Here is a 22,126-nt window from a genome sequence, read left to right as displayed (position 1 = left end):
CCCGGTGCACGGCTCGACAACGACGACGCTCACGGAGGGTATTCACCATGCTGGGATTCGTGTTCGGAACGGCCTGCCTGATCGGCCTCTTCATGGCGCTCAAGCGCGGCCGGCACGCTTGCGGCGCGCCCTGGGACGCGGGGCCGCCGTTCTTCGGCCGGCGCGGCTTCGGCGGCCGCGGCTTCCGCCGGCGCTTCTTCCTGTCGTTCCTCTTCGACCGGCTCGACACCACCCCGGCGCAGGAGAAGGTCATCGTCGCCGCCTTCGACGAGCTCCGCGCCGCCGCCGACGCGCAGCGGGGCGAGATCCGCGGCACGCGCGCGGACGTCGCGGCCGCGATGCGGAGCCCGAGCTTCGACGAGACGCGCCTCGGCGAGCTCTTCGCGAGGCACGACACCGCCATCGAGGCGCTGCGCAGGGCCGCCGTCGGCGCGCTCGGGAAGGTCCACGCCGTGCTCGAGGACCGGCAGCGCGAGCAGCTCGCGGACCTCATCGAGATCGGCCCGGCCGCGTTCCGCGACGTGGGACCCGGCGGCTACGCGTGGCGCGGCCACCGCGGCGACCCCTACAGGACCCACGGCCGCTGGGCGTGAGGAAGGAGGCGAGACCATGCGACGCAAGATCACGATCGCGCTGCTCGCGCTCGGCACCGTCGTCGGTTACGCATCCGGCTTCGCCTCGCTGCGCTGCCGGGCGGAGGCGCGCCGCGACGCCTTCCAGCGCCACGTCGCCTCGCTCTGCGTGAACGCCGCGAGGGACGCCGAGCGCTCCGATCGCGCCGCGCCGCGGAGCGCCGCGCCCGCGAGGCCCGGGGCGCCGCAGGCGGACACCGGCGAGGGCCGCTGAGCTATAAAAAGGACGGCGGCAGCCGCGCGCTGCCGCCCCTTGACCCGGGACTCTCATGGCGCTGCGGATCCTTCTCATCGACGATGACACCCGGCTCCACGGCTTGCTCGCGAGCTACCTGGAGCAGAACGGGTTCGCGGTGACCGTCGCGAGCGACGGCGCGCGCGGCCTCGCCGCGCTCGCCGCGGGGACCTTCGACGCGGTCCTGCTCGACGTGATGATGCCCGGCATGGACGGCATCGAGGTCGTGCGCCGCATCCGGCTCAAGAGCTCGATGCCCATCCTCATGCTCACCGCCCGCGGCGACGAGGCCGATCGCGTCGTCGGCCTCGAGATCGGCGCCGACGACTACATCGCGAAGCCGTTCAGCCCGCGCGAGCTGCTCGCGCGCCTCCGGGCCGTGCTCCGGCGCGCCACGCCGGACGCCGCCGGCGAGCGGATCGTGGCCGGCGACATCGCCATCGACGTGCCCGGCCGCGTGGTCACGGTCGCGGGCAAGCCCGCGGATCTCACCGGCATCGAGTTCGACATCCTCGTCGCCCTCGCGCGGCGCGCCGGCCGCGTCGTCGCCCGCGAGGCGCTCCTCGAGGAGGCCGGCCGCGGCGACGTCAACGTCGGCGGCCGGACGGTCGACGTCCACATCTCCCACCTCCGCCAGAAGCTCGCCGACGACCCGAGGTCGCCGAAGCTCATCAAGACGGTGCGCGGGGTCGGCTACGTGCTCGCGAAGGACCGCGCGTGAGGCGCTACCGGTCCTGGCTGCACGAGAACAGGCGAAAGGTCTCGATCGGCCGCTTCCTCAGCGCGCGCCTGCACCGCCGGCTCTTCATGTGGTTCGGCGCGACCATCCTGCTCACCGCGCTCGCCGCGTTCGCGACGGTCGGGATGCTCAACCAGCTCGGCAACTCCGGGTGGCGGCGCGAGCACGCGAGCGCCAGGAACTTCGTGGGCCACCAGTTCCAGGGGGTCTGGCGCGACCCGATGGCCCGCGACGCGCTCGCCCGCGTGATCGCCGAGGATTTCGACACCGACCTCGAGCTCCTCGACGCGAGCGGACGGCGGCTCGTGCGCTACGGCCAGATCTGCAGCAGGTCGCGCGCCCTGGTCGCGCCGGTCCGCGACGGGGGCGCGGTGCTCGGCACCGTGCTCCTCTGCCCCGGGCGGGGCCGCTCCGGCGCGTCGCTCCGCTTCGCCCTGCCGCTGCTCGCGGTCGCCGTGGTGCTGTGGGGGGCCTCGGGCGTGATCTCCCGCCGCCTCGCGCGCCCGCTCGTCGATCTCGCCCACGTCGCCCACGAGATCGGCGCGGGCAAGCTGTCGAGCCGCGTCCGGCTCGATCGCCACGGGCACGGCGAGGTCGGCGTGGTCGCCGAGGCGGTCAACGACATGGCCGCCCGCATCGAGCGCCAGATCGCCGACCAGCGAGAGCTCCTGGCCGCGGTCTCGCACGAGCTTCGCACGCCGCTCGCCCGCATCCGCCTGCTCACCGAGATGGCCCGCGGGAGCGGCGCCCCGAGCGCGACGGTGCTCGACGACCTCGACCGCGAGGTCATGGAGATCGACGCGCTCGTCGGCGACCTCCTGGCCAGCTCGCGCCTCGACTTCGCCGCCCTCACCGTGACCCGCCTCGATCCGGCCGAGGCCGCGCTCCGCGCCCTGGAGCGCGCCGGGCTCGATCCGACGCTGCTGGAGGTCGCGGAGGGGACGCCGGCGTTCGAGGCCGACGCGACGCTGCTCGCGCGCGCCCTCGCCAACCTGCTCGAGAACGCGCGCGCGCACGCGGGCGGCGCCGACCGTCTGCGCGTCCGCCCCGGCGGCCCGCAGCGCATCGTGTTCGAGGTCGAGGATCGCGGGCCAGGGTTCGCGGAAGGCGAAGAGACGCGCATCTTCGAGCCGTTTTTCCGTCGTGAACGGGCCCAGGGCAGCGGCGCCGAGCGCGGGTCGCTCGGCCTCGGCCTCACGCTCTGCAAGCGCATCGCCGAGGCGCACGGGGGCCGCGCCTTCGCCGAGCGCCGCGAGGGCGGCGGGGCCCGTGTGGGCATCGAGCTCGCGCTGCGTCCGCCGGCCGGCGATCCGGGCACCGCCGCCCGCCGCCGCGCGTAGCGGCGCCGCGCGCGCGTTCCCGCTTGACCACGCGACGGCGCGGGTGCGACGCTCCTTCTGGCTCGCGACCATGCGAATCCTCCTCTGCGAAGATCAGGACGCGATCCGGCGCATGATCGAGGCGCTGGTCGGCGCGAGCGGCCATGAGGTCAGCGGCGTCGGCACGGGCCCCGAGGCGGTGGAGCGCGCGCTGACGGGGCAGTTCGACGTCCTGCTGCTCGACCTGATGCTCCCCGGGAGCATGGACGGCTTCGAGGTGTGCGCGCGCCTCCGCGCGGACCCGCGCACCGCCAGCCTGCCGATCATCGTGATCAGCGCCCTCGACGACCGCGAGGCGCGCCTCCGCGCCGAGGAGCTCGGCGCGACGGCCTACTACGCCAAGCCGTTTCGCCCGCTGGAGCTCCTGGAGCACATCGGCGGGCTCAAGCCGCGCGGGCGGGGCTGAGCCGCGCGGCGGGGCTCCTCCTCGCGGGCTGAGCCGCGCGGCGGGGCTCCTCCTCGCGGGCTGAGCCGCGCGGCGGGGCTCCTCCTCGCGGGCTGAGCCGCGCGGCGGGGCTGACGCGGCAAGCCTCTTCGTGCCGAGCGGCCGGCCGCCGTCTGGCCGGCGAGCGTGCTGGAACGCGGCGCCGGTTTTGACTACACCCCGCCGTCATGCACACAGGTTGGCGCGCGATCATGGCTTCGGGGCTCGCGGCGGTCGTCCTCTCGGGGCTCGCCGCGGGCTGCGAAGAGGAAAAGAGCAAGGCGCAGGGGGCCGCCGACGCGGGCGCGCTCGACGCTGGCCCGCCGCAGCCGGTCATCGGCGGCAAGCTCGGCGCGGTGGTGGCCGAGGCCGCGTCGGGCAACCCCGCGACGTCGCCGCCGGCGCAGGCGCAGGGCGACGCGGCGAACGCCCCGCCGGAGAACGGCGTGTTCACGCTGCCCAGAGCGGCCGCGGCGCTCCCGAAGGACGTGCCCTACAAGCTGGATGTCGTCCACGAGGGGAGCGAGCCGCGGTCGAGGCTCGCCGCGAAGATCGACCCGAAGGCCGAGCAGCAGCTCGGCGTCACGCTCGGGCTGCGCATGGGCGGGCCGCAGGGGCTGCCGAAGCTCGAGCTCGGCGTGAGCCTCCAGGCCGACAAGCCCAAGGACGGCGCGGCCGCGACCCCGGTGACCGCGAAGATCACGTCGGCGACGCTCGCCTCGATGTCCCTCGGCGGCCCGCCGAAGGAGCTCTCGGACGCGCTCGCCAAGCTGAAGGGGAGCGCGCTCCGCTACGAGCTCTCCCCGGCGAACGTGGCCAGCGGCTTCAAGGTCGAGCTGGCGAAGGGCGCCGATCCGGGCTTCACGCCGGTCCTCGCCGCGCTAGGAGAGGCCGTCGGCCTCCTCACGCCGCCGCTGCCCGACAAGCCCGTCGGCGCGGGGGCCTACTGGATGGTCGCCGACCGCGCCGTGGCGTCGGGCGCGGCCCTGCCGGTGCTGCGGTACCGGGTCTACAAGATCGACAAGATCGAGGGCGACGTCGTCTCTTTCACCGTGGATACGCGCCAGTACGCGGAGGGCGCCGACCTCAAGCTGCCGGGCCCGAACGGCGACGTCACGCTGACCATCGACCAGCTCGAGTCCTCGGGCAAGGGGTCGCTCACCTGGTCCCCGTCGGGCGTCGCGGCGGGCACGGCCGACGTCGCGCAGCGGCTCCAGGCGCTCCTGGTGCCGCCCGGCGGCCAGCAGACCGCCCAGCGCAGCGTCGCCCAGGTGGAGCTCACGGCAAAGCTCGTCACGCCGGCCGCGGACACGCCGTAGCGCACGCCCTTCTCACGATCGACGGCGTGCGTCCTGGTCGCTGCGCCGAGAGCGCCGAGAGCACGGAGGTTGGGGCCCGCCCCGAGCGGCGCGGCCGCGCAGGGCGCGTTGGCTAATCCCGTGCATGAGCGCCCCTGGGGGGACGCGTTTCGTCTGTCCGACCCGGCCGACACGGCGGGCGGGCGGCGGGGGGGCGGTGCGGGCGCATGAGGTACGACGTCGAGCGGAACATGCACGGGTGCAGCCTGGAGGCGGTCCTCGAAGAGCCGGGGCTGACCGAGGGACAGAGGAGCCGGCTGCGCCTGTTCCAGACGGTGGAAGCGCTCGTGTGCGACCGGGTGGAGCAGCTCTGCGCGCGCGGCGGGCTCGACGTGACGGACACGGCGATCCTCGTCGTGTCCCCGGCGGCGCACCGGCTCTTCTTTCGCGGCGCCGCGCCCGGCAACGCGGAGCCATCGGGCGCGAGCGTCGTGCTCGGCCACCGGGAGCGCCTGCACGGCCTCCTGCACGCCGTGCTGCCGCCCGCGGCCGAGGCGCCGTTCGACCCCTACGCCGATCTGCTCGCCCCGTCTCCGCCGCAGTGCGTCCGGGTGCTCATCGTGGACGAGGGCTCGCTCACGATCCTGAACTACGGCGCGTTCGTGGTGGTGCGCCTCGACCGGAGCGAGATGCCGAGGGCGTAGCCGCGGTTCCGGGGCGGCTCAGAAACGCACGGTGACACCGCGCGGGCCGACGACGGCGCGCGGCGCGGGCGGCGCGCGCCGCGCGCCCGCGGCGGCGCGCGCCGGGCCGCCGTCGAGGAGCAGCACGAGCACACCCGCGCCGGCCACGGCGAGGCCGGCGCCCGCGACGATGTCGCCCGCGAGCGCCTGGGCGCGCGCGGCGTCGGCCTCGTCCCCGTCCCGGGTCGAGGCGTCCGACGCGCTCGCCACCCCGAAGAGCCCGAGCACCACGCCCGCGGTGAAGGTGGTCAGGCCGCCGGCGAGCAGCGCGATGGGCACGGCGTGCCCGCCGTCGGCCTCTGGCGCGGGGCCCAGGGCGCCCGGCGGACCGCCCAGCGCGGATGTCCGCGGTCCACGCGCGGCGCTCGAGGGGGAAGGCGCGGCGCTCGAGCGTGGCGGCTTGGTGCTCGAGCTCGAGGGCGCGGCGCTCGCGGGGGAGGGCGCGGCGGCCTCGCGCTCCAGGCTCAGCAGCACCACGGTGCGGCTCCCGGGCGCGGTGGAGAGGTTCCGCCGCGCCTCGCGGTGGCCCGGCGCGGTCGCGGTCACCTCGTGGTGGCCGGGGTTGAGGGGCCGCGGGCGGTCGAGCGCCGCGGCGGGCACGGCGACGCCGTCGATCTTCACCACGAGGCCGGCGACGTCGGCGGGCGACATCCTGAGCTCGATCTCCGCGACGCGGCGCTCGAGCTCCTGGACCGCCTGCCGCGCGAGCGGCTCGTACTCCTTCGTCGCCGGCGCGGACGGCTCGGCCAGGAACGCGCGGAAGCTCTCCAGCGCCTCGACGAGCTGCCCCGTCTGCTGCTGGGCCACGCCGAGGCTATAGAGCGTGATCGGCGCGCGCTTGAGCTCGAGGGAGCGCTCGTACCGCTCCCGCGCTTGCTCCCAGCGGCCCTGCCTGGCGAGCTCGGAGCCCTCGATGAACATCTCGCGCGCGACGGCGACGTCGGCCGCGCTCTGGGCGCCCGCGGGCGCGGGCGCGGCGAGCAGCGCCGCCGCGATGGCGAGGAGGGCGAGGGGGCGCGCGCGCGCTCGCGTCCGCCGCTGCGTCATGGCCTGAACCGCTCCCCGGCGGCGGTGAGCGAGGACCCGTCGAGCCCGGACCACAGGATGAGCTCCGCCCCGGTCCACACCCCCACCCCGTAGCCGTGCTGGCGGTCCGCGGCCGACATGCTCGCGGCCCACCCGGTCAGCGGATCGTAGAGCTTGCCGTCCCGCCGGGTCGTCGCGCCGTCCCGCCCGCCGGCGATGAGCGCGCGCGCGCCGGTCCAGCCGCTCCATCCGGTGCGCCGCTCGTCGCGGCTGCGCCGCGACGGGCGCTTCGCGTTGTCGATCGCGACCCACGCGTCGGCCGCCGGATCGTAGCGCGCGCCGTCGTCGAGCGTCTCTCCGCCCCCGGCGCGGCCGCCCCAGACCAGCAGCTGGTGGCCCATCCAGACCGCGAACGCGTCGCTCCGCGGGCCCGGCGCGCCCGCGGTGGGCAGCGCCCGCCACGCGTTGGTCGTCGGGTTGTAGGCGTACGCCTGGTTCGTGACCGCGCCGCCGGAGCGCCCGCCGAACACGTAGAGCTCCGCGCCCGACCAGGCCCACGCGACGCCGTCGCGCGCCGGGGCCGCGCCGGCGCTCGAGACCGCCGTCCACGCGTCGGTGAGCGGGTTGTACAGGCCACCGCCGGCCGCGGGCACGCCGCCCTCGGACCCGCCCCAGATCAGCAGGCGCGTCCCGGTCCACACGGCGACGGGCATGCGCCGCGCCGAGGGCGCGTTCGCGGGGCTCATCGCCCGCCACGCCCGCGCCGCCGGATCGTACTGGGCGCCGGTGGACAGGCCCCTCGTGCTCGCGAACGGGCCGCCGCCCCACACGAGCACGCGGGAGCCGGTCCACACCGCCGAGGCGAGCACGCGCGGCGAGGGGGCGCCCTCGCGGGGCAGCGGCGACCACGTGTCGCTCGCCGGATCGTAGAGCGCCCCGTCGTCCACGTCCGCGGTCGCGGTGCGGCCGCCCCACACGAACAGCGCATCCCCGGCCCAGGTCGCCGCCGCCATCTGGCGCGGCGCGGGCGCGCCGCTCCTCGTCATCTCGACCCACGCCGGCCAGCACGCGCCCTCATCGCAGCGGCGCCCGCTCAGGCAGCTGTTCCCGCACGTGCCGCAGTGGGCGTTCGACTCCAGGCTGACGCACGCCCCGTCGCAGGCCGCGAGGCCTCCGGCGCACGGCTGGATGCAGGCGCCGCCGGAGCAGATGTCGCCGCCGCTGCAGTCGGCGCTGGTGCAGCACTCGCGGCACGCGGCCAGGCCGCAGCACTGCGTGCCGGCCGCGCACCCCGTGTGCCTGCACGCCGCGCCGCCGTCCTCGCACACGTCGGTGGTGCACCCGTCGCCGTCCGAGCAGTCGTCGTCCGAGCAGCAGGCGCGGCACGCCGCGCCGCAGTCGCGCGGCGTGGACGCCGCGCACGCGCACGCGCCGGCCGCGCACACGGCGCCGGGCTTGCAGGCGGCGCCGCACGCGCCGCAGTGCGCTGGATCCGAGGCGAGATCGACCTCGCAGCCCGGCGCGAGCGGGTCGCAGTCGGCGAAGCCCGGCTCGCAGACCAGCTCGCCGCCCTCGCAGCGCTGGTGCGGCCCCGCGGCGACGCCGCAGGCCCCGCAGTGGATCGAGCTCTCCCGCGTGTCGACGCACGAGAGGCCGCACTCCGCGAGGCCCGCGCCGCAGGCGACGGCGCACGTCGTCCCGTCGCAGCGCGGCGCCTCCGGCGGGCACCGCACGTCGCACGCGCCGCAGGTCGCCGGGCTGATGGTGCTCGACTCGCAGCCCGGCACGTCGTCGCAGTCGAGGAGCCCGGGCGCGCAGGAGCACCCGCCGGTCGGATCGCACACCATCCCGGGCGGGCAGGCGTTCCCGCAGGCCGTGCAGTTCGCGTCCGTGCCGAGCGACGCCTCGCAGCCGTCCTCCGGCGAGAGGTTGCAGTCGGCGTACCCGGGCTGGCACGCGCACGCGCCCCCCTGGCACGCCATGTTCGGCCCGCAGGCGACGCCGCACGCGCCGCAGTTCGACGGATCCGAGGAGCCGTCGACCTCGCACCCCGTGTCGTCGAGATCGTCGCAATCGAGCAGCGGCGCCGCGCAGGCGCACTCCCCCCCGCCGCAGATCGCCCCGGCGGGGCACCGGAGGGAGCAGCCGCCGCAGCGCTCGGGATCGCTGGAGAGGTCGGCCTCGCAGCCGTTGATGACGATGTTGCCGTCGCAGTTGTCGAAGCCGAGGAGGCACTCGGCCGCGCAGTGGCCGCCCCCGCAGAGGGTGTTGGGGCACCGCGCGCCGCAGGCGCCGCAGTGCGACGGGTCGTTCAGGACATCGACGCACGAGCCGTCGCAGCACGACTCGGTGGCCTCGCAGGCGTTACCGCAGGCGCCGCAGTGCTGCTCGTCCTGGCTCGGGTCGACGCACCGGCCGTCGCAGCAGGCGCCCTCGGGGCAGCCCGGCGCGCAGCCGCTGCCGGTCGACGCGTTGCCCGCCGCGGCGCCGCCCTCGCCGCCCTCGGACGGCTTGTCCGAGAGGGCGCGCTCCGCGAGCAGCGAGCAGGCGCCGGTGAGCCCGGCGATCGCGAGCAGCATCGCCCAGCGCGCGCGGGCGCGCGCCTGGATCGCGGGCGCGGGGTGGGGCCTCTCGTTCGCGGACCTCTCCTGCGTGGGCATCGCGATCGTCAGAAGTTCGGCCGCGCCGGGACCGGCAGGGCGGAGCCGGGCGGCCTGGGGCTCGTCCGCGTGGATCCGGCACGGGGCGCGGCCCGTCGCGCGCCGGCCGTCCGGGTCCGGGAGGCCGCCGCGGGCTCGCCGGCGGCGGCGCTCGTGCCGCCGTCCGCCGGCTCGCGGCGCGGCGCGCCGGCGGCGCTCGTGCCGCCGGGCTGCGGTCCGGCCTCGCGCGCCGGCCCGGGGGCGCTCGCGGCGCCGTCCGCCTGCGCGGGGGCCGCCTGCGCGGGCGTCGCCTGCGCGGGGGCCGCCTGCGCGGGGGCCGTCTGCGCGGCTTCCGGCGCTCCGGCGGGCGGCGCGAGGGCCGGCGGGGGAGCAGGCGCCGCTCTCGAGAGATCGGCGCTGCCATCGCGCGCGGCGCCCGCGCGCAGGGCGACGAGCGCGGCGCCGGTCGCCCCGAGCACCGCGAGCGCCACGAGCGCGAGGACGAGGAGGCGCCACCGCCGGGGGGGTTGATGGAGCGGCCGCTGCGCGGCCTCCTGGTGCGCGACCTCCCGGCGCGCGGGCGGCTCCTCGGCCGCGGGGCTGCTCGGCCTCGGCGCCCGCATGGTGGGTCGGTCGGAGAGGGGGCGCTGCCCGCCGTCGCTCAGCCAGTGCGCGGCGAGCGACGTGCCGGTCACGTCGTCCTCGACGCCGTTGTCGAGCGCCCACCGGGCGAGCGCCTCGCCCATCTCGCGCATCGTCCCCCAGCGCGCGGAGCGCTCCTTCGCGAGCCCGCGCGCGATGATGCCCCAGAGCGCGGCGTCGCCGACGCCGAGCGCGGTGATCGGCGCCGGATCCTCCCGGAGGATCGCCTTCACGAGGTCGTGGTAGTTGCCGCCCTGGAACGGCTTCTGGCCCGTGATCGTCTCGTAGAGCACGACGGAGAAGGCCCAGATGTCGGTCTGCCCGTCGACGTCGGAGATGCCGCGCGCCTGCTCGGGGGACATGTAGTCGGGGCTGCCGAGCACCGTGCCCGTCATGGTCACCTCGCCGCTCGACGTCTCGCTCCACACCTTGGCGATGCCGAAGTCGACGATCTTCGGGGTGACGTCGCCGCGGTCGTTCTTCACGAGCAGGATGTTCTCGGGCTTGAGATCGCGGTGGACGATCTTGCGATCGTGCGCCGCGACGAGGGCGCTCGCGATCGGCAGGAGGATGCGGAGCGCGGCCGCGGGGGAGAAGCGCCTCTTGCGCTCGAGCGCCTCGACGAGCTGGTCCCCCCGGAGCATCTCCATCACGATGAACGGGTCGAGGTGCTCGGACTCGCCGAAGTCGAGCACCCGGACGATCGACGGGTGGTCGATCCGCGCCGCGGCCCGCGCCTCCTGGAGGAGCCGCATCGTCGCCTCGGGCGAGTTGACCTCGCGCCGGATGAACTTCACCGCCACGTCGATGTGCAGGACATCGTTGCGGGCCAGCCACACCATCCCCATGCCGCCTTCGCCGAGGACGTAGCGCAGCCGGTACTTGCCGCCGATCACGTCGCCCTCGCGGTAGCTGCGCCGCGTCGCCCGCCCCGGGCCGGGCGACGGCGTGCCGGCCGGCGGGGCCTGCGCGAGGGGGGACGTGCCCGGCGCCTCCGGGGCGTCCGCGTCGGGGACGCTCCCGCGAGGGAAGGCCGCGGAGGAGCGAGAGGCGCGGCTCACGCCCTCAGCCCGCAGCGTCGGGCCCGTCGCTGGCGCGGGCACGGAGATTGGGCGCGGCGACATGAAGAGAGGGCATTCTAACTTTGCCCGCCTCCTCTAGCCACGGTCTCTCGCGCCGGCGCGGGTCGATCCGCGCCGCGCCTCGTCGCGCCTCGTCACGCCTCGCCGCGCCCCGCCACGCGCGTCAGAGCGCGCCGAGGCCGCGCGGCACGCCGTCGTGCGGCGCGCGCGCGGCGCGCAGCACGCGGCGCCGGGTGGGATGATGGCCGGGCCTGTGCTCCACGAGGATCTTCACCCGGGGGCCGATGCGCACCGTGAGCGGGCCCACGTGCTCGTGGACATCGCCGTCGCACACGTAGTGGACCACGCCCGAGCGGGCCTCGAGCACCGCGCGCTGCGCGAGCTTCTCGAACGTGTGCGCCTCGCCCATGGGCTGCGCCCGCCACACGTCCTGCAGCTTCCGGACGAAGCCGAGCGCGGAGGTGTGGATGCCGAGCATGTGGAAGGTCTCCGGCCGCTCGCTGTAGCGGTAGAACGGCCGGAACCCGAGGCCGATCTGGTCGACGGTGCCGGCGGCGACGGCGAGATAGTCGCGGTCCGGGAACGCCGAGCCGTCCTCGAAGTGCACCCGCCCCTCCCAGCGCGCGGCGACCTGGGTGTCGGCCTCGAGGAGCACGGCGGCGCTCGCGCGGGCGAGGACCTTCGCGGCCCAGAGCGCGTTCCGCTCCTCGCTGCGGTTGTACTCGGCGATGAACCCGTGGACGCAGCCGGTGCCGAAGATGAACCCGTAGTGCGCGCCGATCTGCATCACGTGCCGCTCGACCCAGCGCAGCGGGTGGTGGCTCCGCTCGGCGTAGCGCGCGATGAGCCCGGCGAGCAGCCCCTCGGGGCCGCCGCGGGGGACGCCGACGGCGTTGGCGACGGTGTTCATCGTGCCGCCGCGCAGGAAGGCGATCGGCGGCAGCGGCTGGTCCTCGTAGACCTCGAGGAAGCCGGTGATGGTGACGTGGTTCGTGCCGTCGCCCCCGGAGATGCCGAGCACGTCGATGGAGAGCTTCCTGAAGTCCTCCGCGATCCGGGCGAGGTCCTCCCGGGACTGCGCGGTGCGGACAACGCCGTGGTCGCCGAGCGCGCGCGCGAGCCGGACGGCGGCGCGCGGATCGTTCAGGTTCCGGCGCGAGCGGGGGTTGAGGACGATGCCGATTCCGCCCATCTAGCGCCGGCCTTTCGGCGTCTTCCAACGCGGCTTGATGTGGACCCGCATGACGTCCGCCATCAGGCCGAGGTGGGCGCAGTGGTCGGGCTTGTCGTCGCCGCTGTAGCCGCGGAGGTGGAAGCCGCCGCGGTCGTAGCGCTGGACCAGGTCGAGGCCGAGCACGTCGCGCCGGGAGGCGCGCCGCGGCTTGCCCCGGAGCTGCCTCACGATGAAGCTCGCCGTCTCCCCGGTCGACGCGTAGCCGGGCGGCACGATGGAGGAATGACTCATGAACATGAACGCCTCTCCCGCCGCCGCGCGGCGCGCGAACGCGATGAACGGCTCGATCTGCGCGACCTTGAGCGTCCGCTGCCGCTCGTCGGCGTACCCGGCGTGCAGCGCGTCGAGCAGGATGAGCGCGTCGACCCGCTTGCCGGCCGGCTGGCGCAGGATCCGCTCGACGGCGCCGTAGCCCGCGCTCCAGGCCGAGAGCCCGAGCTTCCGGACGTAGGCCCTCTTCTTGCCCGTCTTCTTCGCCACGGCGCGCTCGACGCTGTCGAGGAGCTGCTTGAAGGCGTAGGGCGACGCGAACGCGCTCGAGTACGCGCCCGAGCCGATGCCCAGGTCGATGCCGACGAGGACGACGCCGTCGGCCGCCTTGACGAACTCCTTCCGCAGCGCCTCGTGGCCGTGGAAGTGGATGAGGAGGTCGAAGCCGCCGCGCTTCGTGACCCCGCCCCGGTGGGGCATGATCATCTGCCCCATCGACGGCGCGCGGGACCACCGGTCGTAGACGCCCCAGCCCGGATCGGGCGTCATGCACGGGTTGATGCCGCCGCGGCGCTTCTTCGCGGGCGCGGCGCGGCTGCTCGTCGCCCCGGGCCTGTCGCGCCGCGACGGGGCGCGCTCGGCGGCGCCGCGCGGGCCGGCCTCCGCGGCCGGGCCGCCGGCGGCGGGGGGCGAGCCGCCGGCGTCGGCGGCCGGCGGCGTTCCGAGCGGTAGGGCGAGCTGCGCTGCGGGGGGCCCGTCGGCCGGCGCTGCGGCCTGCTCTGCGGGCGGCGGCGCCGGCTGCGCCGGGGCGGCGGCTGCGTCTTGCGCCGGCGCCGGGGCCGCGGCGAGCCACCAGGTGGCGGCGAGCAGCGCGGCGAGCGCCCAGCGCCCGGGGGGCCGGCGGGCCTGCAGAGGATGTCTCATGTCGGGGTGGGCCTCCATTCCATGGAACCGTGCGCGGATCGAGCGCTGGCTGTAAGCGGATCGAGCGCTGGCTGTAAAGAGCGTCGGCGCCGCGCCGCCGCCCGGGCGCCCCCGCCGGGCCGGGGGACAGCGCTGGCGGCGCGCGGCGCTCCCCCCTCCGTGGCGTCAGCCCGGCGGCAGCCTGCCCTGCTGGAAGGTGGCGCCCGCGTCGGCGGCGGCGAGGATGCGCTCCTCGGCCTGCGAGGCGAGCTTCTCGACCGCCGCGGCGGCGTCGGCCGGGGGCAGCGAGCGAAGGAACTGGATGAACTCCGGCTCCAGGCCGGGCTTCACGCCGCTCAGGACGAGCACGATCGGGATGGCGGGCTTCTCGACCTCGGCGAGCTCGATGGCGCGTGCGCGCCAGCGGCTCGCCCCGATGGCGAGGCGGAAGGCCCACTGCCCCCCGAGGCCGATGAGGAGGCCCGCCATGACGCCGGCGACGAAGAGATCGGCGTCCTTCGGCGCGAGGAGCGCGGCGGAGAGCCCGCCGAGGGCCGCGCCGATGACGATGCCGGGCTCGCCGCTGTTGTGCGCGGCCGCGGTCTGGAGGATCTCCGCCGCCTGCACGCCGGGCCGCCCGCTGCGCACCGCGTCGCGCAGCGGCAGCAGCGTGGCGAGCCGGCGCATCGAGGCGGCGCGCACGCCGAGGTAGCTGATGAGCAGGGCGCAGACCGTCAGCCCGACGCCGACGCTCACCGCGACGCGCCGCGAGAAGACGCCCTGCGGCAGCGGCTCGCGGACCATGGCGGTGTTGGCGCGCTCCCGATCGCGCTCGGCGGTCGCCCTGAACGCGGCCTCGGCGTCCTTCGTGGCCTGCGCGACCTTGTCGGCCGGGATGTCGGAGAGGAGCGACAGGAGCTTCTTCGCCGCCTCGAACTGCTCGGTCTCCGCGGTGCCCGGCGGCGAGATCGCGGCGGCCGCGGCGATGGCGTCCCACGCGGGGGTTGCGCTCGCCCGCACCCCCACGCTCGCCTCGGTCGCCTCGCGGCAGCCGGCGAGGATCTTGGCCTGCTTGTACGACGGCTGGGCCGAGGCCCACGCGAGCTGCCTGTCCGGCTCCCTGGGCTTCGGCGCCGGCGCGTTGCGCCGCGCGCGCGGGGGCGGGGCCTTCGGCGCCTCGACGGCCTCCTCGCCCGGGTCGGGCATGCGCGCCGACTTTGCGAGCTTCTTGAACACCTCGATCTCGGCGATCAGCTGCTCGCCGGCGACGGCGCACGCGCGCGCGGGCGCGAGGCGCGCCTCGGACTCCTCCGCCTGCCGCCGCGCGACCGGATCGGGGACGAGCTTGCCCTCGACGGTCACGAGCCGCAGGACCGCCACGGCGATGCACAGGACGAGGATGGCCGAGGCGATGAAGGTGGCGCGGACCTCCTCGCGCCGGGTGTACTCGTTCACGCTCGCTCCCTCGGAAAGACCGGAGATGGGTAAGGCAGCGTCCTGCTCGGCGCGCGAGCGGCCCGCGCGCGCGCCGCCCGGACGAGCACGGCCGTACGGACGATCCGGCGCGGGGCGCCGCGATCGGCGTCGCGGCCGTCACGGCAGGGGGACACCGGAGAAACGCGAGCCCATCGCATGCAGTTCACCGTTAAACCAGATGCCGGACCGATACCACAGCGTCGCTCGCGATGGAGTCCGCAGCGCCCTCGCGCTGCCGTTCGAGGTGACACAGGACCGGTGCGCGGCCGTCGACGCGCCGTATCTCCCGGGAACTTGCTCGGCCCCGGGGTGGCTCGTGTAAGGGTGCGGAGAGCGCGTGGAGGCTGCCGTCACATCCCACAAGTCCATCGAGCCCGCCGCCGTTCCCCGCGGCGCGCCGTCCGAGCAGGGCGCGGCGGTCGCGACGCAGCAGGGCGCGGCGGTCGCGGCGCAGCAGGGCGCGGCGGTCGCGGCGCAGGGCGCGGCGGTCGCGGAGCGATCATCGCGCCGGGGTCTCTGGATCTCGTCGACGTATTTCGCCGAGGGCCTGCCGTACGCCATCGCGCACAAGGTCGCGGGGGAGTTCTTCACCGCGGCGGGCGCGAGCCTCCAGATCATCGGGCTCGTGTCGCTCTACGGGCTGCCGTGGAACCTCAAGTTCCTCTGGAGCCCGCTGGTCGATCTCCACGGCAGCTCGCGGCGCTGGCTCGTGGGGGCCGAGCTCGCGCTCGCGGCGATCCTCCTCGCGCTCGCGGCGGCCGCGGACCTCGGCGCGCTCGGGCTGGTCGCGGCGCTGTTCGGCGTGGTCGCGGTGGCGGCGGCGACGCACGACATCGCGGTCGACGGCTTCTACCTGCAGGCGCTCGACAAGGACGCGCAGGCCGCCTTCTCCGGGCTGCGGGTCGGCGCGTACCGGATCGCGCTGCTCGTGGGCGCGCTCCTGGTCGCGTTCGCGGGCTGGGCGTCGTTCGGCGCGGCGTTCGCCGTCGCGGCGGTCGGGTTCGCGCTGCTCGCGCTCGCGCACGCGCTCTCGCTGCCCCGGCCGGCCGCGCCCGCCGCCGCGGGGCCCGGCGCCGCCGGAGAGCTCGGCGGCAGCGCCGGGCTGCTCTTGCGCTACGTCGAGCCGTTCCGCGCCTTCCTGCGGCAGCCCCGGATCGCGTCGAGCCTCGCGTTCATCCTCTGCTACCGGGCGGGCGACGCGCTCATGTTCGCCATGTCGTCGCCGCTCCTCAAGGATCTCGGGCTCGACACGGCGATGCGCGGCACCGTGGGCGGGGTGGGGACGGTCGCGTCGATCGCGGGATCGATGCTCGGCGGCGTGGCCATCCAGCGCTGGAGCCTGGCGAGGACCATCTTCCCGATCGCGCTCCTGCAGAGCCTCGCGATCCTGCTCTACGTCGCGCTCGCCTGGCTCCGGCCGGCGCTCCCGTGGATCGTCGCGCTCGTGACGCTCGAGCAGCTCGCCGCCGGGATCGGCACGGCGGTGCTGGTGGTGTTCCTGATGCGGCGCTGCGCGGACGGGTACAAGTCGTCGCATTTCGCGATCGGCTCGGCGCTGATGTCGGTCTCCGCGACCGTCGCCGGCAGCGCGAGCGGCTACCTGGCCGACGCCGTGGGGTTCACCGCGTTCTTCGCGATCGCGTTCGCCGCGTCGATCCCGGGGGTGGTGCTGTCGCGCTGGGTGCCGAGGGAGTAGCCGCGCCTCGCAGGGCCGCTGCGCGAGGTGCACCGCCGAGGTGAGACGTGAGGGCCAGCGCTCTTCCGTTCTTGCGCCCGGCGAGTCCTGCCCTTCTGGACCTGCTCGTTCCCCATCTGGACACCCGAGGCCGCCATCTGGACACCCGAGGGCGCCATCTGGACACCTCACCCGGCTATCTGGACATCCCCCCGGCCATCTGGACGTCCCTTCCTCGTGACAATCTGACACGCGCACCTCGCGGAGCTCGCCGCGCCGGCCGCGCCCCGGCCCGCTTGCATCCCGCCCCTGGCCGGCGCAACGCTCCCGGCCATGAAGACCCGCTCGCGTCACGCGCCGCCCCCGCGCTCCGCCCGACCGATCGTGGCGGCCGTGGCGGCGGCCCTCTTGCTGTCCGTGCCCGACGCCGCGCCGGCGGCGCCGCCCGAGCCCGCCCCCTCGCCGCCGAAGGCCGCGCAGGCCGCGGCCCCGAAGGCCGCGCAGCCGGTGGCGCAGAAGGCCGACGCGCCGCCGCCGAAGCTCGACGTCCCGTTCACCAAGTACGCGCTCCCGAACGGCCTCACCGTGATCCTGCACGAGGACCACGCGCTGCCGATCGTCGCCGTGAACGTCATGGTCAAGGTCGGCTCGCGGTTCGAGGAGCCGGGGCGCACCGGGTTCGCGCACCTGTTCGAGCACCTCATGTTCATGGGCACGCGGCGCGTCCCCACGAAGCAGTTCGACGCCTGGATGGAGGCCGAAGGCGGCTGGAACAACGCGTGGACGAGCTCGGACCGGACCGACTACTACGAGGTCGCGCCGGCCCACGCCCTGCCGCTGCTCCTCTGGCTCGAGGCCGACAGGTTCTCGTCGCTCGCCGAGAGCATGGACGCCGCGAAGCTCGACGCGCAGCGCGACGTCGTGCGGAACGAGCGCCGCCAGACGAGCGAGAACGAGCCCTACGGCAAGGTCGAGCTGCTCCTCCCCACGCTGCTCTACCCGGAGGGACACCCCTACCACCACCCCGTGATCGGCTCCCACGAGGACCTGAAGGCGGCGACGGTCGACGACGTGACCGCGTTCTTCCGGCGCTGGTACGTGCCGAACAACGTCTCCCTGGTCGTGGCGGGCGACTTCGATCCGCAGAAGACGCGCGAGCTCATCGACCGGTACTTCGGCGGCATCCCGGCGCGGCCGGTCACCGAGCCCGCCGCGCCCCCGCCGGTGAAGCTGAAGGGGGTCACGCGGGAGACGATCGAGGACAACGTGAACCTCCCCAAGGTGGTCATGGCCTGGCACAGCCCCGCCCGCTTCGCGCCGGGCGACGCCGACCTCGACCTCCTGGCCACCGTGCTCGTGGACGGCAAGGCGAGCCGCCTCTACAAGGCGCTCGTCTACGATCGCCCGCTCGCCCAGGAGGTGCGCGCCATGCAGTCGTCCGGTGACCTGGGCTCGACCTTCACCGTCGAGGCGATCGCGCGGCCGGGCGTCCCGCTCGAGAAGCTCGAGGCCGCCATCGACGCCGAGCTCGCGAGGGTGCGCGACCAGAAGGTGACCCGCGAGGAGCTCGACCGGGCCAAGAACCAGTTCGAGACCGCCTTCGTGCGGGGGATCGAGTCGGTGGCGGGGCGGGCCTCGATGCTCAACCGGTACGAGACGTGGACGGGTCAGCCCGGGTTCGTGGAGCAGGATCTGCAGCGCTACCGCGACGCGACCGCGGCGTCGCTGCAGACCTACGCGAAGAGCACGCTCGACCCGGATGCGCGGGTGATCGTGCGCGTGGTGCCCAGGGGCAGCGGCGAGGCGGGGAAGGCGGTGACGAAATGAGCGCGAGGCATGGATGGGCGATGATCCCGCTCTTCGCGGCGGCCCTCGGCTGCGGGTCGAGCCCGCCGCCGCAGCCCGCGGCCCGGGCCGCGGCGCCGCAGCCGACGGCCCCGGCGCCCACGCAGCCGGCGGACCCGCTCGGGCCGAAGCCCGCGCTGCCCGAGCCGAGGCCGTTCACGCCGCCGTCGCCGGTGGTGTTCGACGGGCCGAACGGCACGACGATCTGGCTGCTCGAGCGCCACACGCTCCCGCTCGTGTCCGTGACCATCGCCGTCCCTTCGGGCTCGGCGGACGATCCGAAGGGCGCGGCGGGGCTCGCGCACATCACGGCGGACATGCTCGACGAGGGCGCCGGGACGCGGAGCGCGGTGGCGCTGTCCAGCGCGGTCAACGATCTCGGCGCGACGCTCGTGACCGGCGCGCGCGTCGACGGGAGCTTCGCGACGCTCTCCGTGCTGAAGAAGAACTTCTCCGAGGCGTTCTCCCTCCTCGCGGACGTGGTGGCGCGCCCGCGCTTCGAGGCGAAGGAGTGGAGGCGCGTCAGCGAGCTCTGGCAGAACGACCTCCGGAAGCGCGGCGACGATCCGGTGCGCGTGTCGGGCCTGGTCTCGACGGCGGCGCTCCACGGGCCCGGCACGCCCTACGGGCATCCGGTCGAGGGGCTGCTCGCGGACGCCCGGTCGGTCAAGCTGCCGGCCGTGCAGGCGTTCTACCGGACGGCGTGGCGCCCGGACCGCGCGGTGATCGTGGCGGTCGGCGACATCACGCAGGACGAGGTGACGCAGGCGATCTCGCGGGATCTCGGCGCGTGGGCGGCGAAGGGCGCCCCGCCCGGGGCGCAGCCGGGGAAGCCGGGGAAGGCAGCGCAGGCCGGCGCGCCCGCGGCGGGGGCGCCCGCCTGGAAGCCGCCGCGGGTCGTGCTCGTCGACCGCCCGGGGGCGCCGCAGTCGGTGATCGCGGTCGTGCGGGAGGGGGTCGCCGCGAGCGATCCGCGGCTGCCGCTGCTCGAGCTGATCAACACCGCGCTCGGCGGCTCGTTCACGTCACGCCTGAACCAGAACCTCCGCGAGGATCACGGCTGGTCGTACGGCGCCCGCTCGGCGTTCACCGAGCGGAGGCGAGGGGGCGCCTTCACGGCGCGGGCGGCTGTGGTCAAGGAGGCGACCGGGCCGGCCCTGAAGGAGATGCTCGCCGAGCTCGACAAGATGGCCGAGTCCGGGCTGACCGAGGACGAGCTCGCGAAGGTGCTGGCGCACGACCGCGCGGAGCTCGTCTCGACCTACGAGACGGTGAGCCACACCGCCTCGCGCCTCGGGTCGCTGGCCATCCTCGGGCTGCCGGCCACGTTCGACGCCGAGGCGAGCCAGGCGCGCCAGAAGGCGACGCTCCCGGGCCTCGCGGAGCTCGCCAGGGCGGTGGATCCGAAGCAGGCGACCGTCGTGGTGGTGGGGCCGCGGCAGGAGATCCTGCCGCAGCTCCAGGCCATCGGGCTGGGCGAGCCGGAGGCGTGGGACGTCGAGGGGCAGCCGGTGCAGGGGGCGCTGGGGAAGAAGACGCCCTGAGCGGCGCGGCGCCCGCGTCGCCGCCCGCGCCGCGGGCGGCGGCGCCGGGCGGCGCTGCACGTCGCCGCCGCGAGGCAACGAGGGAGCCCTCAGGGCGAGGTCGGCTCGAAATCGATCGGGTTGCTGGGCGCGCCCTCGTGCAGGACGCCGTCGCCGAACCAGTAGATGAAGCGAGGCTGCGGCTCGCCGTCGAGGTACGCCTCGAGCCGGACGATCGCGCCCTCGGTCGTGGTGAACGTCATCGCGTCGACGTCCGAGCCGGTCTCGGCGTGGAGGTACGCGATGCCCTCGTCGACGAGGCGCGTCGTGTCCGTCCTCTCGAGCTCGCTCCCCGCGATGTCGAACAGCTCGGACGAGGTGTCCACCGAGGCGTAGAGATCGAAGCTGCAGGCGACCCTGGAGGTGTTCGTGTCGCAGGTCGTCCAGATGGTCCAGGTGCCGCCGGCCGCGTACTCGACGAAGATGCCGACGCCCTCGCCCGGCTCGCTGCTCACCAGCGCGTCCGTGTCGATGGAGACGCGCCAGGGGTCCTGATCAGGCGGCGCAGGCTCGTCGTCCCAGTCGTCCCCGTTGTCCCAGTCGTCCTCGTCGTGCCAGCCGTGGTGGTCGTGGTGGCCGTCGTCGTCGACGATGATGCAGCCGCCAAGCGCAAGGGGCGCGCCGGCGAGAAGGAACCACCACACCCCGAGTGAACGAAGCTTCACAAAGTCAGCGGAAAAAGTCATCGGATCTGCTCCTGCTCGTGGGCTTCGCAAGACGTGGGCCAGGCGCTACCGCGATCGCGGACGGCTCGGCGCCGGCGCCGTCCTCCCCGGAGGCGGGCTCGACGGGCGGTGGATGCGCCGGCGCTCGTGCGAGGGCGGCGCGACCGGGGTGAAGCGCGGCTTCGCGGGCGGCGCGCTCAGCTTCGGCCGGGGCGCGGCCGGCGGCGGCGCCGGGTGCGCCGGGGCGGGCTGCGATCGCTCCGGGACGGCGCGCGGCGAGGGGGCGACGCGCGGCGCCGCGGGGCGCGCCGGGGGCGCCGTGACCGTCCGCGGGGCGCGGTGCGGCGCGCTCGCGCCGGGGCGGGGCGGCGCGCCCGCGTTGTGCAGGCCGTGCGCCGGCGCGGCAGGCCTTGCGGCCGGGGCGGGCGCCTGGCTGCCCGGCATCCTCGGGGTGCGCAGCGAGGGCGCCTCGCGCCGCTTGCCGCCGGGAGCGGGGGGCGCCGTGAAGCGGCGCGCGGGCGGGGGCAGGGTGCGTGCGTGCGGGGTCGTGCTCTTGCGCGCGTAGGCGAGGGCGCGCGCGTCCGGCTTGCCGCGATGCCGCGGCGCGGCCGAGGCGGGGACGCGGGCCTCGGCCAGCGACGGCGACGCGGGGCGGTAGCTGCCGGGGCGCAGCCGGTGCGGCGCCGCGTCTCGAGCGCCGTCAGGGCGCCCCGGGCGGGCGCCGATCCGCGCCGGCGCGCTCGCGGTCGGCCGCGCAGGCCGGTACGTGTGCGAGTGCGCGGCGATGCGCCGGACGATCGCGCGGTCGCGGACGACGTGCCTGTGGATGTGGCGGTGAAACACGTGCGTCGTCGGGCAGAACACGTACGGCGCCGGGGGCACGGTCCACAGCGAGACGGCGACGCCGCTGCGCCAGACGTACGTGGGCGGCATCGGAGCCCAGCCGACGTAGCCGTGATCGCCGACGCGCCAGACGACCCACGCCGGGGCGTACACGCGCCCGGGGATCCAGGCCCAGCGGTGGGTGGAGGTCCAGACCCACCGGCCATAGTGGAAGGGGATGTAGCCCCACGCGTAATCGCTGACCCAGAGCCACTCGCCCTCGTCGGTCAGCGTCCAGCGACCCGCGGTCTGGTACGGCGCGAAATCGGGGCCAACGACGACGACGGAAGGCACCCAGACCCTGCCGTACGTCGGGTCGTCGACCCAGGTGCCGTAGGGGGCGAGGGGGCGCTCGAACTCGATCAGCGCGCTCGGGTCGGTGTCCGCGTACGCATCCACCGAGATCTCGGCGCTCACGCCCACCTCGACCTGGACCGGCCGGGCCTCGACGGGCTGTGAAGGCGCGGTCTCACCGGCCGCGGGGGGATCGTCGGTGGTGTAGCCCTGAGGGAGGCCCTGGGCGGCGCCGGTCGACGGCGCGGCGACGAGCGCCGCGAGCAGCAGCAGCGCGCACCCGAGCCGGCAGAGCCGGGCCCTGGTGATGCCTGGCACCCCGGCGGGCGCAGGGCGCGAAGGGGGAGCAGACAGCGGCAGAGGCATCGAGAGCATCATGGGTCCTTCTCGGGGTGGATGCCAGGGAGAGGTCGGGTCGACCCCGGCCTCGGCCCTCGCCGCCATGCAAGGGGTGTGCGCGCTGCGTGCCGGTGCGTGTACCGGCGCGCGGGACGGCGCTAGACGCAGCGCTCCATCGGGC

At 75.6% G+C, this 22,126-nt stretch carries 18 protein-coding genes; 10 read left to right on the top strand and 8 right to left on the bottom strand.

All coding sequences use genetic code 11. The annotated features are described in order from the left end of the window. The first annotated feature begins 47 nt into the window (after window positions 1–47). The 7 genes from WMF31_RS27460 (at window position 48) to WMF31_RS27430 (ending at window position 5,411) form a co-directional block, all read left to right on the top strand. The gene (locus WMF31_RS27460) at window positions 48–593 is read left to right on the top strand and encodes a periplasmic heavy metal sensor (protein ID WP_436604778.1); all 546 of its coding nucleotides are present in this window, start codon (window positions 48–50) and stop codon (window positions 591–593) included. Between the two features lie 16 nt (window positions 594–609). Next, window positions 610–846: a hypothetical protein gene (locus WMF31_RS27455; protein WP_436604777.1), complete on the top strand. Its 237-nt coding sequence runs from the start codon at window positions 610–612 to the stop codon at window positions 844–846. A 55-nt stretch (window positions 847–901) separates the two neighbouring features. After that, window positions 902–1,588: a response regulator transcription factor gene (locus tag WMF31_RS27450; RefSeq protein ID WP_129346709.1), complete on the top strand. Its 687-nt coding sequence runs from the start codon at window positions 902–904 to the stop codon at window positions 1,586–1,588. Next, window positions 1,585–2,946, top strand: coding sequence for an ATP-binding protein (locus WMF31_RS27445; RefSeq protein WP_436604776.1), 1,362 nt, complete (start codon window positions 1,585–1,587; stop codon window positions 2,944–2,946). The genes WMF31_RS27450 and WMF31_RS27445 overlap by 4 nt, the downstream gene beginning before the upstream one ends. Window positions 2,947–3,016: 70 nt before the next feature. Continuing rightward, window positions 3,017–3,391, top strand: coding sequence for a response regulator (locus WMF31_RS27440; protein ID WP_129346711.1), 375 nt, complete (start codon window positions 3,017–3,019; stop codon window positions 3,389–3,391). A gap of 206 nt (window positions 3,392–3,597) precedes the next feature. Then, entirely contained in the window at window positions 3,598–4,728 is a 1,131-nt protein-coding gene (locus tag WMF31_RS27435) for a hypothetical protein (RefSeq protein WP_436604775.1), read from the top strand. 206 nt (window positions 4,729–4,934) lie between these two features. Then, a complete protein-coding gene (locus WMF31_RS27430; RefSeq protein WP_436604774.1) occupies window positions 4,935–5,411 on the top strand; it encodes a hypothetical protein in 477 nt (158 codons plus the stop codon). Between the two features lie 18 nt (window positions 5,412–5,429). Here the strand turns inward: WMF31_RS27430 and WMF31_RS27425 are convergent, their stop codons facing one another. From WMF31_RS27425 to WMF31_RS27400, 6 genes are all read right to left on the bottom strand, one after another. Further along, complete coding sequence (locus tag WMF31_RS27425) at window positions 5,430–6,497, bottom strand: hypothetical protein (protein WP_436604773.1); 1,068 nt, start codon at window positions 6,495–6,497, stop codon at window positions 5,430–5,432. Further along, window positions 6,494–9,136, bottom strand: coding sequence for a Kelch repeat-containing protein (locus WMF31_RS27420; RefSeq protein WP_436604772.1), 2,643 nt, complete (start codon window positions 9,134–9,136; stop codon window positions 6,494–6,496). Before WMF31_RS27420 ends, WMF31_RS27425 begins: the two co-directional genes overlap by 4 nt. Before the next feature lie 8 nt (window positions 9,137–9,144). Next, entirely contained in the window at window positions 9,145–10,818 is a 1,674-nt protein-coding gene (locus WMF31_RS27415; protein WP_436604771.1) for a serine/threonine-protein kinase, read from the bottom strand. Window positions 10,819–11,002: 184 nt separating this feature from the next. Then, a complete protein-coding gene (locus tag WMF31_RS27410; RefSeq protein ID WP_436604770.1) occupies window positions 11,003–12,031 on the bottom strand; it encodes a diacylglycerol/lipid kinase family protein in 1,029 nt (342 codons plus the stop codon). Further along, window positions 12,032–13,207, bottom strand: a complete 1,176-nt coding sequence (locus WMF31_RS27405; RefSeq protein ID WP_436604769.1) for a hypothetical protein — start codon at window positions 13,205–13,207, stop codon at window positions 12,032–12,034. A 165-nt stretch (window positions 13,208–13,372) separates the two neighbouring features. Then, the gene (locus WMF31_RS27400; RefSeq protein ID WP_129346717.1) at window positions 13,373–14,641 is read right to left on the bottom strand and encodes a hypothetical protein; all 1,269 of its coding nucleotides are present in this window, start codon (window positions 14,639–14,641) and stop codon (window positions 13,373–13,375) included. A gap of 358 nt (window positions 14,642–14,999) precedes the next feature. Between WMF31_RS27400 and WMF31_RS27395 the strand changes: the two genes are divergently transcribed. From WMF31_RS27395 to WMF31_RS27385, 3 genes are all read left to right on the top strand, one after another. Continuing rightward, window positions 15,000–16,358, top strand: a complete 1,359-nt coding sequence (locus WMF31_RS27395) for an MFS transporter (RefSeq protein WP_436604768.1) — start codon at window positions 15,000–15,002, stop codon at window positions 16,356–16,358. A gap of 312 nt (window positions 16,359–16,670) precedes the next feature. Continuing rightward, a complete protein-coding gene (locus WMF31_RS27390; RefSeq protein WP_436604767.1) occupies window positions 16,671–18,164 on the top strand; it encodes a M16 family metallopeptidase in 1,494 nt (497 codons plus the stop codon). Further along, complete coding sequence (locus WMF31_RS27385; RefSeq protein ID WP_436604766.1) at window positions 18,161–19,726, top strand: M16 family metallopeptidase; 1,566 nt, start codon at window positions 18,161–18,163, stop codon at window positions 19,724–19,726. The genes WMF31_RS27390 and WMF31_RS27385 overlap by 4 nt, the downstream gene beginning before the upstream one ends. A gap of 89 nt (window positions 19,727–19,815) precedes the next feature. Here the strand turns inward: WMF31_RS27385 and WMF31_RS27380 are convergent, their stop codons facing one another. Both WMF31_RS27380 and WMF31_RS27375 read right to left on the bottom strand, forming a co-directional pair. Beyond that, window positions 19,816–20,430 (bottom strand): hypothetical protein, encoded by a 615-nt coding sequence (locus tag WMF31_RS27380; RefSeq protein WP_436604765.1) that lies wholly within the window; start codon window positions 20,428–20,430, stop codon window positions 19,816–19,818. Between the two features lie 66 nt (window positions 20,431–20,496). Continuing rightward, window positions 20,497–21,984, bottom strand: coding sequence for a DUF6600 domain-containing protein (locus WMF31_RS27375; protein ID WP_436604764.1), 1,488 nt, complete (start codon window positions 21,982–21,984; stop codon window positions 20,497–20,499). Between the last annotated feature and the right edge of the window lie 142 nt (window positions 21,985–22,126).

Origin of the sequence: Sorangium sp. So ce1036 (genome assembly GCF_051369805.1) — a bacterium.
GTDB classification, from domain to species: Bacteria; Myxococcota_A; Polyangia; order Polyangiales; family Polyangiaceae; genus Sorangium; species Sorangium cellulosum_F.
This window is presented reverse-complemented; position numbering and strand designations above follow the sequence as displayed.